The following is a 13,676-nucleotide window of genomic DNA, read 5'->3' as shown; positions in this document are numbered from 1 at the left end:
TCAGACCGCCATTGGTGCGGTCATTGGCGCGTGGTGTTCGTAGCCTTCCAGCGAGAAATCGCTCGGTTCCACCAGCTCCAGCCATTCCGGCTGGTACACGCCAGTCTTGGCAAACTCCGGCACACGATCCGAGATCTTCAGCTTAGGCATGGCGAACGGCTCGCGCTTGAGCTGTTCGTTGAGCATGTCCAGGTGGTTCTCGTAGACGTGCGCATCACCGATGAAATAGGTGAACCAGCGCGGCGTGTAGCCGGTCAGGCGACCGATCAGGCTCAGCAGCGCGGCGCCTTCGGTGAGGTTGAACGGCGTGCCCAGACCCAGATCATTCGAACGAATGTAGAGGGTCAGTGAAATCTCTTTGGTCTCGACGTTCGGATGGAACTGATACAACAGGTGGCACGGCGGCAGGGCCATTTCATCCAGCTGAGCGACGTTCCAGCCGTGGAACAGGATGCGACGGCTGCCCGGATCCTTGATGATCGTGTCGACGCACTGGCGCACCTGATCGATGGCTTTGTACAGCACCACGTAGGCCTGGCCGTCTTCTTCGCCCTGAGCGATCTGCTTGTAGCCGTTGCTCAGGGTTTGTTCGATGGCGGCGGTGTTGCTCAGCGGGATCTGCTTGTACGCCGGCCATTTGCGCCATTGCACGCCGTAGATTTCGCCGAGGTCGTCGTCGCCCTGACGGAACGGGTTGGCCAGCCACTGCGCGTTTTCGTTGGCGTTCTGGTCCCAGACCTTGCAGCCCAGCGCACGGAATTCAGCGGCGTTATTGACGCCACGGAGGAAACCGCACATCTCGCCGATGGCCGATTTGAAGGCCATTTTGCGCGTGGTGATCGCCGGGAAACCTTCCTGCAGATCGAAACGCAGCATCGCACCCGGGAAGCTGATGGTGTTGATGCCGGTGCGGTTGGCCTGTTTGCTGCCGTTCTGAATGACGTGCGAGACCAGTTCGAGATATTGCTTCATGAGTTACCTGTGTCCTTTGAGCCCCGGCGTCGCGCGCCGGGGTTCGTAGTTTAAGCCGTCGGCGCGAGCGGTGCTGCCGGTGCGCGACGATAGGCCAGCCAGATCAGGAACAGCCCGCCGACGATCATCGGCACGCAGAGCACCTGGCCCATGGTCAGCCAGTTCCAGGCCAAGTAGCCCAGTTGCGCATCCGGCACGCGAACGAATTCGACGATGAAACGGAAGATGCCGTAGAACAGCGCGAACATGCCCGATACGGCCATGGTCGGACGCGGCTTGCGCGAGAAAATCCACAGGATCAGGAACAGCGCCACGCCTTCGAGCGCGAACTGATACAGCTGCGACGGGTGACGCGGCAGTTGCGCCGGATCGCTGAACGGCGGGAAGACCATCGCCCACGGTACGTCGGTGGCTTTGCCCCACAACTCGGCGTTGATGAAGTTACCAATGCGTCCGGCACCCAGACCGATCGGTACCATCGGCGCTACGAAGTCCATCAGCTGGAAGAACGACTTGCCGTTGCGCTTGCCGAACCACAAGGCTGCGAGCATCACGCCGATGAAACCGCCGTGGAACGACATGCCGCCCTTCCACACTTCGAAAATCAGCGTCGGGTTGGCCAGGTAGGCGCTCAGATCGTAGAACAGCACGTAACCGAGACGTCCGCCGACGATCACGCCCATCGACATCCAGAAGACCATGTCGGAGAGTTTCTCCTTGGTCCAGGTCGGGTCGAAACGGTTGAGCCGGCGCGACGCCAGCAGCCACGCGCCGCCAATGCCGATCAGGTACATCAGACCGTACCAGTGGATTTTCAGCGGACCGATGGCCAGGGCCACCGGGTCGATCTGCGGGTAAGGCAGCATTGCGACTCCTCGTTAGAGTTGAAACCAAAATTCCCGGGCGACGCTGCCACCTCAGGATTAAGCCAGGATTGCGACGCGGTTAAAGCAGAAAGCTCAAACCCACGCTGAACAGCAAAGCGGCGAACAGCCGTTTCAGCAAGCGCGGCGACAATCTGTGCGCCAATCGCGCGCCGATGCGGGCGAAGACCATGCTGGTCAGGGCGATGCCCAACAACGCCGGCAAATATACAAAACCGAGACTATGGGCCGGCAACAACGGATCGTGCCAGCCGAGAATCATGAAACTTGATGCACTGACCAAGGCGATCGGCAGACCGCAGGCCGATGACGTTGCCACCGCTTGCTGCATCGGCACGCTGCGCCAGGTCAGGAACGGCACGGTCAGCGAACCGCCACCGACGCCGAAAATCGCCGAGGCCCAGCCGATCACACTGCCGGCCACGGTCAGACCGAGTTTACCCGGCACCGTTCGGCTGGCCTTGGGTTTGATGTCCAGCGCCAGTTGCACCGAGATGATCAAGGCAAACACGCCGATGATCTTTTGCAGGTGCGGGCCGGAAATCGCTTCGGCGGTCAGTGCGCCGAAACCTGCACCCAGCAGGATTCCGACGGCCATCCACATGAAGATCGGCCAGCGTACCGCACCGCGGCGGTGATGCTCACGCACGGCGTTGACCGAAGTGAAGATGATCGTCGCCAGCGACGTACCGACCGCCAGATGCGTGAGGATCGACTGATCAAAGCCTTGCAAGGTAAAACTGAACACCAGCACCGGGACGATGATGATCCCGCCGCCGACGCCAAACAGCCCGGCCAGCACGCCCGCACAGGCGCCCAGCGCCAGATAGAGCAGAAATTCCATGACCGTCTCCCCAGACCGCATCCGCAAAACCGGAGCGGCATGGTAACGGATGCACACCCCTCTGCTCCACTTGCGATGGATGCACGGACGCTGGATGCGTAGAGTGAGCAAAAAACACACAAGGACCACCTTATGTGCCTGATTGTTTTCGCCTGGCGCCCGGGCCATGCCCGGCCGCTGATCGTCGCGGCCAACCGTGACGAGTTTTACGCCCGGCCGAGCCTGCCCTTGGCGCAGTGGCTGGAGGCGCCGCATGTGCATGCCGGGCGTGATCTTGAAGCTGGCGGGACTTGGCTCGGCATCGGTGCCAATGGCCGCTTTGCCGCGCTGACCAATATTCGCGACCCGCACCAACCACCGGCACGCAAATCGCGGGGTGAATTGGTGGCGCGGTTTCTGACCGGCGATGCGTCGATTGATGATTATTTGAGCGATGTGGTCGGGCGTTCGGCGGAATATGCCGGGTTTAATCTGCTGCTCGGCAATAGTCATGAGCTGTGGCACTTCAATGCACGGTTGTCGGAGCCGGTGATGTTGCAGCCTGGGGTTTATGGGTTATCCAATGCCGGGTTGGATACGCCGTGGCCGAAGTTGCTCAAGGCCAAGGCAGCGTTAAGCGCGGTGCTGGATGATCCGCAGCCGCAGCGCTTGCTGGATTTGCTTGGCGATGCGCAGACCGCGCCGGCAGCGGAATTGCCGAATACCGGGGTGGGCCTGGCGACTGAGACTTTGTTATCGAGTGTGTTTATTGCCAGCCAGAGTTATGGGACGCGGGCGAGTACGGCGTTGATCGTGCAGGCGGATGGATCGCGGCGGATGGTCGAGCGGAGTTTCGGGCCGTATGGCGGGCATCTTGGTGAAGTTGAGGTTTGTGTCTAAGAGCTGACCCTCACCCCAGCCCTCTCCCGGAGGGAGAGGGGGCCGACCGAGGTGTCTTGCGCCATACACCGACCTGAAAGACCGAGTTGATTATGGATTCAACACAGCACCTTCTTGTCCGTGTGAGTCGATTATGGATTCAACACAGCACTTTCAGGTCGGCGGAGTTCTGCAGCATCCCCCAATCAGTCCCCTCTCCCCCCGGGAGAGGGATAGGCGGGCGGCGTTCCGATGAGGGGCTTTTGATCTTCAGAGGGCCTTGACCACCGCCGGCGGATGCATCTTCGACAACCCAAGGTTCTTCAACGCCAATTGCAGCGAGCTGTGGATCACTTGCGGGTTGTCGATAGTCATCAGCTCCGCCAGCAATTCCTGAGCCTTGCTCAGATTGACCTGACGCAACATCCATTTCACCTTCGGCAAGTTGGTGGCGTTCATCGACAGGCTGTCGAAACCCATCGCCATCAACAGCACTGCTGCCGCTGGATCACCGGCCATCTCGCCGCAGATACTCACCGGTTTGCCTTCTGCATGGGCATCGCGCACTACCGTTTGCAGCGCTTGCAGCACCGCCGGGTGCAGGTAGTCGTAAAGATCGGCCACCCGTGGGTTGTTGCGGTCGACCGCCAGCAAGTACTGGGTCAAATCGTTGGAGCCGACGGAGAGGAAGTCGACCATCCGCGCCAGTTCCTTGGTCTGGTACACCGCCGCCGGAATCTCGATCATCACGCCGATCGGCGGCATCGGCACGTCGGTGCCTTCATCGCGGACTTCGCCCCAGGCCCGGTGGATCAGGTGCAGGGCTTCTTCGAGTTCGTGGGTGCCAGAGATCATCGGCAGCAAAATCCGCAGGTTGTTCAGGCCTTCGCTGGCCTTGAGCATCGCGCGGGTCTGCACCAGGAAGATTTCCGGGTGGTCGAGGGTCACGCGAATGCCGCGCCAGCCGAGGAACGGGTTGTCTTCCTTGATCGGGAAGTACGACAGCGACTTGTCACCGCCGATGTCGAGGCTGCGCATGGTCACCGGTTGCGGGTGGAACGCGGCGAGCTGCTCACGGTAGATCGCCAGTTGCTCCTTCTCGCTCGGGAAGCGCTGGTTGATCATGAACGGCACTTCGGTGCGGTACAGACCGACACCTTCGGCGCCACGCTTCTGCGCCCGCGCCACGTCCGCCAGCAGACCGGTGTTGACCCACAGCGGCATGCGGTGACCGTCGAGGGTCACGCACGGCAGATCGCGCAGGGTATCGAGGCCCAGCGCCAGTTGTTTCTCTTCTTCGACGACTTCGGCGAACTGCTTGCGCAGCACTTCGCTCGGGTTGGTGTAGACCTCGCCGCGTGTGCCGTCGACGATCATTTCGATGCCGTCGACCTTGGCGTACGGCAGGTCGACCAGACCCATCACCGTCGGAATGCCCATGGCCCGGGCCAGGATCGCGACGTGCGAGTTACCCGAACCGAGTACCGAGACCAGACCGACCAGCGTGCCTTCCGGCACCTCGCCGAGCATCGCCGGCGTCAGTTCTTCGCTGACCAGAATGGTTTTTTCCGGGTAGACCAGGTTCTGCTGACGCTCTTCCTGCAAGTAAGCGAGCAGGCGGCGACCGAGGTCTTTGACGTCCGAGGCACGCTCACGCAGATAGGCGTCGTCCATCAGTTCGAAACGGTTGACGTGTTCGGTGACCACCTGACGCAGCGCGCCCTGTGCCCACTGGCCGGTCTTGATCACTGTGGTGATTTCGCTGCCCAGCGAGGCATCGTCGAGCATCATCAGGTAGACGTCGAACAGTGCGCGCTCTTCCGGGCGCAACTGCGTCGCGAGTTTGGCGGACAACGCGCGCATATCGGCGCGCACGCCTTCGATGGCGGTCTTGAACAGCGCCAGCTCAGCGTCGATGTCGGTGATGTTCTTGTCCGGCACCACGTCGAGATCGGCCGGTGGCAGCATGACCACCGCCGTACCGACCGCCGCACCCGGCGAACCCGGTACGCCGACGAACTTGGCTTCCTGAATGCCTTTGCCCTGACGACCCAGACCACGGATGGAACCGGTGGCCTCGGCGTGGGCGATTACGCCGGCGAGCTGCGCGCTCATGGTCACGAGGAAGGCTTCTTCACCTTCGTCGAACTGGCGGCGTTCTTTTTGCTGGATGACCAACACGCCGACGACGCGGCGGTGGTGAATGATCGGTGCACCGAGGAACGAGGCATAACGCTCTTCACCGGTTTCGGCGAAGTAGCGATAGCGCGGGTGATCCGCAGCGTTTTCGAGGTTCAGGGGTTCTTCACGCGTGCCGACCAGACCGACCAGACCTTCGTTGGGTGCCATGCTGACCTTGCCGATCGAGCGCTTGTTCAAGCCCTCGGTGGCCATCAGGACGAAGCGGTTGGTCTCGGGATCAAGCAGGTAGACCGAGCAGACCTGGCTGCCCATAGCCTCTTTGACGCGTAACACAATAATCCCCAACGCCGCCTTGAGATCCTTGGCGGAGTTAACTTCCTGGACGATCTTGCGCAGCGTATTGAGCATGGCTCGGGGTCGAACTCCGTCGTCAGTCGCGCGCTAAAAGGCGCGGGGCAAGCTCTTTGAGGGCGCGGCGATACACCTCGCGCTTGAATGTCACCACCTGGCCCAACGGATACCAATAGCTGACCCAGCGCCAGCCATCGAACTCCGGTTTACCGGTCAAATCCATCCGCACCCGCTGCTCGTTGGAGATCAGGCGCAGGAGAAACCATTTCTGTTTCTGGCCGATGCACAGCGGTTGGCTGTGCGTACGCACCAGACGTTGCGGCAAACGATAGCGCAACCAGCCTCGAGTACAGGCCAGTATTTCAACATCTTCACGTTCCAGGCCAACTTCTTCGTTCAGCTCGCGGTACAAGGCGTCTTCCGGCGTCTCTTCAGGGTTGATTCCCCCTTGCGGAAACTGCCAGGCATCTTGATTGATACGGCGAGCCCATAGCACCTGGCCGGCGTCATTCGTCAGAATGATCCCGACATTGGGGCGGAAACCATCGGGGTCGATCACGGCAACAACCTCGCAAACGCATGTCGCCGCATTGTTCCACAAAGGTTGATAAGGCGGCAACGAAGCTTCCTACCTTATGTGCACTCTTGTGAAAAGACCGTATTCTTGTCGCCTTTTTACAGACTTATCAGCGGGTAACTGCAATGCGCCTGGCACTCTTCGATTTGGACAACACCCTTCTGGGCGGCGACAGCGATCACGCCTGGGGCGACTATCTGTGTGAACGCGGCTTCCTCGACCCGATTGCGTACAAAGCGCGCAACGACGAGTTCTATCAGGATTACCTGGCCGGCAAACTGGATAACGCCGCGTACCTGAACTTCTGCCTGGAGATCCTCGGCCGCACCGAAATGGCCGTGCTCGATCAATGGCATAGCGATTACATGCGCGACTGCATCGAGCCGATCATGCTGCCCAAAGCGCTGGAGCTGCTGAAAAAGCACCGCGACGCCGGTGACAAACTGGTGATCATCACCGCGACCAACCGCTTCGTCACCGCGCCGATTGCTGTGCGACTGGGCGTTGAAACCCTGATCGCCACTGAGTGTGAAATGGTCGATGGCCGCTACAGCGGGCGCAGCACTGATATTCCATGCTTTCGCGATGGCAAGGTGACGCGCCTGAATCGTTGGCTGGAAGAGACCGGGTATTCGTTGGACGACAGCTATTTCTATAGCGATTCGATGAATGACTTGCCGTTGCTGGAGCAGGTGGCAAATCCGGTCGCTGTCGATCCGGACCCGAATCTACGGGCTGAGGCCGAGAAGCGTGGCTGGCCGGTGATTTCTCTGCGCGGCTGAAGATCAAAAGATCGCAGCCTTCGGCAGCTCCTACAGGTTCGGTGTCAGACCACATTTTTGTGATCGACAAAAATCCCCTGTAGGAGCTGCCGCAGGCTGCGATCTTTTCGCTTCACACCGGTTTGGCGCCCATCAACCCGGCAATCGCCACAAAACACACAAAACTGAACAACGCCAAAGCAAAGCTGAACTTGCCCACCCCGCCCGGCGCCTTGCGCAACCGATTCAAACGCACCAGCAACCACAACCACGCCAGCGCCGCCACGGTGTAGAGCACGCTCGACGCCAAAATCCACGTCTGCCCCAGCGGCCAACCGACCAGATGTACCATCGCCCAACCGGTGAACGGCATGCTCAGCAATGCCAGGCCCATCAACAGCCAGACAAACAGCCGTGGCCGCTGCAACGTGCGACTGCCCGCCGACGCGTCACCTTTGCGTTTTGCCAGAAAAACCCAGATGCCCAGGCCCAGCGCACTGGTCAGCAAGACCACGGTTGCGACCACGTGCGCCATTTTCAGGGCCGTTAACGTTTCCATTGTCAAAATTCCTTATGGCTTGCCCATCAGCGTAGCCGCTCAGCCAAGAAACAGCTGATAGGCCGGGTTCTCGCTTTCGTCCCAGTATGGATAACCGATTTCCTCAAGCGCCGCCGGCACCAGATGACGCTCGTCGTGCGGCACTTGCAGGCCGGCGACCACACGGCCATCGGCGGCGCCGTGGTTACGGTAGTGGAACATCGAGATGTTCCAGCGCCCACCGAGCTTATTAAGGAAGTTGAACAGCGCCCCCGGACGTTCCGGGAACTCGAAGCGGAACACCACTTCATCGACCACCTGCGCCGCGCGGCCGCCGACCATGTGGCGGATGTGCAACTTGGCCAGTTCGTTGTCGGTCAGGTCGAGTACCGGGAAGCCCTGCTCGGTCAGGCTCGCCAGCAACGCACTGCGCGGATCGTTTTCCGGGTGAGTCTGCACGCCAACGAAGATGTGCGCTTCGCTGCCGGTGTTGTAGCGGTAGTTGAATTCGGTGATCTGGCGCTTGCCGATGGCTTCGCAGAACGCCTTGAAGCTGCCGGCCTTCTCGGGGATGGTCACGGCGATGATCGCTTCGCGGCCCTCACCCAGTTCGGCGCGCTCGGCAACGTGGCGCAAGCGGTCGAAGTTGACGTTGGCACCGGAGTCGATGGCAACGAAAGTCTGGCCGCTGACACCGCGTTGTTCGACGTATTTCTTGATCCCGGCCACGCCCAACGCGCCGGCAGGTTCGGTGATCGAGCGGGTATCGTCATAGATATCCTTGATGGCTGCACAGATCTCGTCAGTGCTGACGGTGATCACTTCATCGACATAATCTTTGCAGATGTCGAAGGTGTGCTGGCCAATCTGCGCCACCGCTACGCCGTCGGCAAAAATGCCCACGGTCGGCAGCACCACACGCTCGCCGGCAGCCATCGCGGCTTGCAGGCAGTTGGAATCGTCTGGCTCGACGCCGATGACTTTGATGTCCGGCCGAAGGTATTTCACGTACGCAGCGATACCGGCGATCAAACCGCCACCACCGACCGGGACGAAAATCGCGTCCAGCGGCTGCGGGTGTTGGCGCAGAATTTCCATCGCCACGGTGCCCTGCCCGGCGATGGTGTGCGGATCGTCGTACGGGTGGATGTACACGTAGCCTTTTTCGTCGACCAGTTTCAGCGAGTAGGCCAGGGCTTCCGGGAACGAGTCGCCATGCAGCACCACTTTGCCGCCACGCGAACGCACGCCTTCGACCTTGATCTCGGGGGTGGTCTTGGGCATGACGATGGTGGCTTTGACGCCCAGCACTTTCGCCGCCAGGGCCAGACCCTGCGCATGGTTGCCTGCCGACGCGGTGACCACGCCACGGGCGCGCTCTTCGTCAGTCAACTGAGTCAGTTTGTTGTAGGCGCCGCGAATCTTGAACGAGAACACCGGCTGCAAGTCTTCGCGCTTGAGCCAGATGTCATTGCCCAGCCGCTCGGAGAGCTGGCGAGCGTTCTGCAGCGGGGTTTCTACGGCAACGTCATAAACGCGCGAGGTGAGGATCTTTTTGACGTACTGTTCGAGCATCGGAAAGCATCACTGAGCGGGTTGGGCAGGGCCAAGGAGTCTAACCCGGCTTTTGCCCGGTCGACCACACTAAACAGGTGGTTTTAAGGTCTGGAAATCCATTCTTGCGTGAGCACCATTGTGGCGAGGGGATTTATCCCCGTTGGAGTGCGAAGCGCTCCCCGGCATTCTTTCAAAAATACCGCGAGCTCAGGTTTTACGACGGCTGCGCCGCCGAACGGGGCGGTGCGACGTTTCGCTAAATCCCCTCGCCACAGGAGTTTTCGCCGGGCATGGGGATATAATGCCGGCCTTTCCGTTCTCACCTTGCCCGCTTCCGGAGCCCGCATGACCCAGGATCAACTCAAACAGGCAGTGGCTCAGGCCGCCGTCGACTTCATCCTTCCGAAACTCGACGACAAGAGCATCGTCGGGGTCGGCACCGGCTCCACCGCCAACTGCTTCATCGATGCACTGGCCCAGCACAAGGGCGCGTTCGATGGCGCGGTCGCCAGCTCCGAAGCCACCGCCGCGCGCCTGAAGGGCCACGGGATTCCGGTGTATGAGCTGAACACCGTCAGCGACCTGGAGTTCTACGTTGACGGCGCCGATGAAAGCGACGCGCACCTGAACCTGATCAAGGGCGGCGGCGCGGCCCTGACCCGCGAGAAGATCGTCGCGGCCGTGGCCAAGACCTTCATCTGCATCGCCGACGCCAGCAAACTGGTGCCAGTACTGGGCGAGTTCCCGCTGCCGGTCGAAGTGATCCCGATGGCGCGCAGCCACGTCGCCCGTCAATTGGTAAAACTGGGCGGCGACCCGGTGTACCGCGAAGGCGTGCTGACCGACAACGGCAACATCATCCTCGACGTGTTCAACCTGCAGATCACCAACCCGGTGGAGCTGGAAGCGCAGATCAATGCGATCGTCGGCGTGGTCACCAACGGTTTGTTCGCGGCGCGTCCGGCGGATCTGTTGTTGCTGGGTACCAGCGAAGGCGTGAAAACCCTCAAGGCTGAGTAAGCCCAGTCACCCACAAACTTGTGGGCAGACGAAAAGCCTGTAGGAGTGAGCCTGCTCGCGATAGCGGTATGTCCGTTGATATTAATGTCGACTGACATACCGCTATCGCGAGCAGGCTCACTCCTACATTGATTTGTGGTGTGGGTTAAGGCTGTGCCGGTTTTTTGAAGACGTAAAACAGGTTAGGCTCGCTCACCAGATACAACGTCCCGTCATCATCCATCGCAATGCCTTCGGCCTGCGGCACGGTTTTCTGCAAACCCTGGCGGCCGCCACTGATCGACATGGTACTCAACGGGCGCCCGTCGACATCCAGCTCCAGAATCAATCGCGACTCATCCGACAGCGCCAGCAAATGGCCGCTGCGTTCATCGTATTGCAGGCTCGACAGATCGCGCACAAACATCCCGGCGTCACGCTTGGGGTTGTTGATCACGTGCACGGCGTAAGACTTTTCCGGGTTGAAGTGCGGAAAGCCATGCACTTCGTAGATCAGCATCGGATCGCGCTCTTTCGCAACGAACAGGCGCTTGCCGACTGAATCATAGGCCAAGCCCTCGAACCCCTTGTTGCCGCTCATGTGCACACCGAGGGTCATCTGCTCGGCGTCGGCCGCATCGAGGAAGGTCGTGTCTTTTTCCAGATGAATCTTGATCAGCCGCTGCTGGCGTTCGTCGGTGATGACGTAGGTGTCGGCGCTGATGAATTCGACGGCCTCCGGGTCGCCGAAGCCGATCAGGGCGATGCGCCGCAGGATCCTGCCCTCCAGCGACAACTCGACCAGTTCGGCATTCTTGTTGGTCACGGTGAACAGGCTTTTACGCACCGGATCGAAGGTCAGTGCGGAAACATCGTCGTCCAGCCCTTCGATGACCCTAGCCTCGATCTCGACTCGATATTGGTTCAAGGCAATCGATTCACTGCTCTGCGGCTGCCACAAGGTGTGCAGATTGAACCAGGCACGCTCGAACAGGCGCAGGTATTGGCCGATCGCAATCAATACGAGCAGTGCAATCACCGAGACGATGATGACCAGAGGTTTGGGACGGGCAAGTCGACGCATTCGGGCGGGCTCGGAATCAGAACAGGCGGATGAAATATCACGCCCGTCTGAACTGAAGCTTAATGGCCACTTGCCCCAAACCACAACCCAACCCTGTATTTGATCGTTCCCACGCTCTGCGTGGGAATGCAGCCGGGGACGCTCTGCGTCCGACAGTCAAAAGATCGTCCGAACGCGGCCCGAACCTGCGGCAGCTCCTACACAGAGGCACTACCTCTGTTTTTCGAAGCGATAGAACAGGTTCGGCTCGCTGACCATGTACAGCGTGCCCGCCTCGTCCATGGTTACGCCTTCGGCGCGGGGAATGGTTTTCTTCAAACCATTGAAGCCACTGAGCAAGGTCATGAAGCTGACTTGCTCGCCCTTCTCGTCCAGCTCCAGCAGCAGATGCGAGTCGGCCGAGAGCACCAGGGTGTGGCCGGTGCGCGGGTCGATCGCCAGTGCCGAAAGATTGCGGATATCCAGCTCGTCGCTGGCCAGTTTCTGCTTGTCACCCTTGAGGATCTGGCTGCCATCGCTTTTCCAGGTGAACAGCGCTGGCGGTCGCTCTTCGCCCAGCAACAATTGTTGATTACGCGGATCCCAGGTAATCGCCTCGAAAGCCTTGTTCTGGTTGGCGGAAGGGCCGAGGTCATATTTCGGGAAGTCGGCGATATTCAGCTCGCGGGTGTTGGCGTCGACCTTGACGATGGTGAGGATGTGCTCGCGCTCATCGACGATCGCCATCAGGCCATTTTCCATCACGGTCAAACCTTCCGGGTTGACCCAGCCCACCAGCGGCATCTTGCGCAACACATCGCCCTGCAGGGTCAGCTCGACCAGGAACGGATTTTTGCCCATCACCGAGAACAGGGTTTTGGTCTGCGGGTTATAGGAAAGGTCCGAGGCCTCATCCTTCTCCATGCCCGGCAACAACTTCGCGTCGATCACCGCGCGATAGTCCGGCAGCCAGATGCTTTGCTTCTGCTCGGCCTGACTTTCGAAGCGCTCATGCACCCACAGCACCGCGCGGTCATCCCAATGCATGGCGAACGCCAGGCCATAAACGGCAGCGACCACCAACAACAACCAGAAGTACCAACGCAGGGCGAAACGTGAGCGGCGAGCAGATTTGAGCTGAGTTTGAGATGACATCGAAGGACGCGTTCCGAAAATTCAGGCTATGGGTAATAGCACAAAGAGGCCGGCTCAGACGCCAGAATTGCGGAAATTATCCAGACAGGATGTGAAAAAAACGGCAAATGGCGGGATTGCCCTGTGGGTTTGCGGGCCAAGACACAAAAATACCGGCCAGGCCTCTGTGGCGAGGGGATTTATCCCCGTTGGGTCGCGCAGCAGCCCCAAAGATCTTGGGACTGCTGCGCAGTCCAACGGGGATAAATCCCCTCGCCACAAAATCACATCACAACAAAAAAATGCTTAATCAGCGCACGCTGCTGGTGAAGCTGCTCGCGCCGACCAGTTCGAGGACGATGTCATCGCCGACGTTCAGCGGGCCGACACCCACCGGCGTGCCGGTGAGGATCACGTCACCGGCCTGCAGCGAGAAGCAGCCGGCCATGTGCTGGATCATCGGCACGATCGGGTTGAGCATCGCGCTGCTGTTGCCGTCCTGGCGCACTTCGCCGTTGATGGTCAGGCGAATGCCGATGTCGGTCAGGTCCGCAAAGGTGCTGCCAACCACGAACGGCGCAAGCACTGCCGCGCCGTCGAACGACTTGGCGATTTCCCACGGCAGGCCCTTGGCTTTCAGCTCGGCCTGCTTGTCGCGCAGGGTCAGGTCGAGTGCCGGGGCGAAGCCGGAGATCGCGTCGAGCACTTCTTCACGGCTCGGCTTGGTCGACAATGGCTTGCCGATCAACACGGCGATTTCCGCTTCGTAGTGCACCGAACCGCGCTCGGTCGGAATGGCAAAACCGCCTTCCAGCTCGACCACGCAACTGCCGGGCTTGATGAACAGCAACGGCTCGGTAGGCACCGGGTTGTCCAGTTCCTTGGCGTGTTCGGCGTAATTACGGCCAATGCACACCACTTTCCCGATCGGGAAATGGATGCGTGTGCCGTCGACGTACTGGTGCTGATAGCTCATTTACCGACTCCTGCCTTCAT

The 13,676-nt window shown here is 60.2% G+C and carries 13 protein-coding genes; 3 read left to right on the top strand and 10 right to left on the bottom strand.

Going from position 1 to position 13,676, the window contains the following annotated elements; translation table 11 throughout:
• From QOL84_RS21170 to QOL84_RS21160, 3 genes are all read right to left on the bottom strand, one after another.
• Nucleotides 1-972, bottom strand: a complete 972-nt coding sequence (locus QOL84_RS21170; protein WP_283438443.1) for a thymidylate synthase — start codon at nt 970-972, stop codon at nt 1-3.
• A 50-nt stretch (nt 973-1,022) separates the two neighbouring features.
• Entirely contained in the window at nt 1,023-1,838 is an 816-nt protein-coding gene (gene lgt, locus QOL84_RS21165) for a prolipoprotein diacylglyceryl transferase (RefSeq protein WP_007913003.1), read from the bottom strand.
• A gap of 79 nt (nt 1,839-1,917) precedes the next feature.
• Nucleotides 1,918-2,700 carry a sulfite exporter TauE/SafE family protein gene (locus QOL84_RS21160; protein ID WP_129395949.1) on the bottom strand — a complete coding sequence of 261 codons (783 nt, stop codon included), beginning with the start codon at nt 2,698-2,700 and terminating at the stop codon, nt 1,918-1,920.
• Between the two features lie 132 nt (nt 2,701-2,832).
• On the opposite strand from QOL84_RS21160, the gene QOL84_RS21155 reads away from it, so the two are divergent.
• A complete protein-coding gene (locus QOL84_RS21155; RefSeq protein WP_283438442.1) occupies nt 2,833-3,579 on the top strand; it encodes an NRDE family protein in 747 nt (248 codons plus the stop codon).
• Nucleotides 3,580-3,828: 249 nt separating this feature from the next.
• Here QOL84_RS21155 and ptsP read toward each other — a convergent pair whose 3' ends face one another.
• Together ptsP and QOL84_RS21145 are read right to left on the bottom strand one after the other, a co-directional pair.
• On the bottom strand, nt 3,829-6,108 hold the full coding sequence (gene ptsP, locus QOL84_RS21150; protein ID WP_283438441.1) for a phosphoenolpyruvate--protein phosphotransferase: 2,280 nt from the start codon (nt 6,106-6,108) through the stop codon (nt 3,829-3,831).
• A gap of 22 nt (nt 6,109-6,130) precedes the next feature.
• A complete protein-coding gene (locus QOL84_RS21145) occupies nt 6,131-6,610 on the bottom strand; it encodes an RNA pyrophosphohydrolase (RefSeq protein WP_003229203.1) in 480 nt (159 codons plus the stop codon).
• A gap of 143 nt (nt 6,611-6,753) precedes the next feature.
• On the opposite strand from QOL84_RS21145, the gene QOL84_RS21140 reads away from it, so the two are divergent.
• Entirely contained in the window at nt 6,754-7,410 is a 657-nt protein-coding gene (locus tag QOL84_RS21140) for a histidinol-phosphatase (RefSeq protein ID WP_283438440.1), read from the top strand.
• A 112-nt stretch (nt 7,411-7,522) separates the two neighbouring features.
• Here the strand turns inward: QOL84_RS21140 and QOL84_RS21135 are convergent, their stop codons facing one another.
• Nucleotides 7,523-7,948 carry a DUF2269 domain-containing protein gene (locus QOL84_RS21135; RefSeq protein ID WP_283438439.1) on the bottom strand — a complete coding sequence of 142 codons (426 nt, stop codon included), beginning with the start codon at nt 7,946-7,948 and terminating at the stop codon, nt 7,523-7,525.
• A gap of 39 nt (nt 7,949-7,987) precedes the next feature.
• Nucleotides 7,988-9,502, bottom strand: coding sequence for a threonine ammonia-lyase, biosynthetic (ilvA, locus tag QOL84_RS21130; RefSeq protein ID WP_129395954.1), 1,515 nt, complete (start codon nt 9,500-9,502; stop codon nt 7,988-7,990).
• Between the two features lie 327 nt (nt 9,503-9,829).
• Here ilvA and rpiA point away from each other — a divergent pair, with 327 nt between their 5' ends.
• The gene (gene rpiA, locus QOL84_RS21125) at nt 9,830-10,504 is read left to right on the top strand and encodes a ribose-5-phosphate isomerase RpiA (RefSeq protein ID WP_007913886.1); all 675 of its coding nucleotides are present in this window, start codon (nt 9,830-9,832) and stop codon (nt 10,502-10,504) included.
• 145 nt (nt 10,505-10,649) lie between these two features.
• Here rpiA and QOL84_RS21120 read toward each other — a convergent pair whose 3' ends face one another.
• The 3 genes from QOL84_RS21120 to QOL84_RS21110 form a co-directional block, all read right to left on the bottom strand.
• Nucleotides 10,650-11,567 carry an SdiA-regulated domain-containing protein gene (locus tag QOL84_RS21120; RefSeq protein ID WP_283438438.1) on the bottom strand — a complete coding sequence of 306 codons (918 nt, stop codon included), beginning with the start codon at nt 11,565-11,567 and terminating at the stop codon, nt 10,650-10,652.
• A 210-nt stretch (nt 11,568-11,777) separates the two neighbouring features.
• Nucleotides 11,778-12,701, bottom strand: a complete 924-nt coding sequence (locus tag QOL84_RS21115; RefSeq protein ID WP_283438437.1) for an SdiA-regulated domain-containing protein — start codon at nt 12,699-12,701, stop codon at nt 11,778-11,780.
• 289 nt (nt 12,702-12,990) lie between these two features.
• Complete coding sequence (locus QOL84_RS21110) at nt 12,991-13,656, bottom strand: fumarylacetoacetate hydrolase family protein (RefSeq protein ID WP_007913879.1); 666 nt, start codon at nt 13,654-13,656, stop codon at nt 12,991-12,993.
• Nucleotides 13,657-13,676 lie beyond the last annotated feature (20 nt).

This window comes from Pseudomonas helmanticensis (assembly GCF_900182985.1).
Taxonomy (GTDB): domain Bacteria; phylum Pseudomonadota; class Gammaproteobacteria; order Pseudomonadales; family Pseudomonadaceae; genus Aquipseudomonas; species Aquipseudomonas helmanticensis.
The sequence above is the reverse complement of the archived record's forward strand: the minus strand, read 5'-3'. Positions and strand labels throughout refer to the sequence as shown.

What these genes read in the sequence shown, in the direction of transcription:
- QOL84_RS21160 (WP_129395949.1), bottom strand. Translation starts at nt 2,700, where the DNA reads ATGGAATTTCTGCTCTATCTGGCGCTGGGCGCCTGTGCGGGCGTGCTG.
- QOL84_RS21155 (WP_283438442.1), top strand. Translation starts at nt 2,833, where the DNA reads ATGTGCCTGATTGTTTTCGCCTGGCGCCCGGGCCATGCCCGGCCGCTG.
- QOL84_RS21135 (WP_283438439.1), bottom strand. Translation starts at nt 7,948, where the DNA reads ATGGAAACGTTAACGGCCCTGAAAATGGCGCACGTGGTCGCAACCGTG.
- rpiA (WP_007913886.1), top strand. Translation starts at nt 9,830, where the DNA reads ATGACCCAGGATCAACTCAAACAGGCAGTGGCTCAGGCCGCCGTCGAC.
- QOL84_RS21110 (WP_007913879.1), bottom strand. Translation starts at nt 13,656, where the DNA reads ATGAGCTATCAGCACCAGTACGTCGACGGCACACGCATCCATTTCCCG.
- QOL84_RS21115 (WP_283438437.1), bottom strand. Translation starts at nt 12,701, where the DNA reads ATGTCATCTCAAACTCAGCTCAAATCTGCTCGCCGCTCACGTTTCGCC.
- QOL84_RS21170 (WP_283438443.1), bottom strand. Translation starts at nt 972, where the DNA reads ATGAAGCAATATCTCGAACTGGTCTCGCACGTCATTCAGAACGGCAGC.
- QOL84_RS21140 (WP_283438440.1), top strand. Translation starts at nt 6,754, where the DNA reads ATGCGCCTGGCACTCTTCGATTTGGACAACACCCTTCTGGGCGGCGAC.
- QOL84_RS21120 (WP_283438438.1), bottom strand. Translation starts at nt 11,567, where the DNA reads ATGCGTCGACTTGCCCGTCCCAAACCTCTGGTCATCATCGTCTCGGTG.
- ilvA (WP_129395954.1), bottom strand. Translation starts at nt 9,502, where the DNA reads ATGCTCGAACAGTACGTCAAAAAGATCCTCACCTCGCGCGTTTATGAC.
- lgt (WP_007913003.1), bottom strand. Translation starts at nt 1,838, where the DNA reads ATGCTGCCTTACCCGCAGATCGACCCGGTGGCCCTGGCCATCGGTCCG.
- ptsP (WP_283438441.1), bottom strand. Translation starts at nt 6,108, where the DNA reads ATGCTCAATACGCTGCGCAAGATCGTCCAGGAAGTTAACTCCGCCAAG.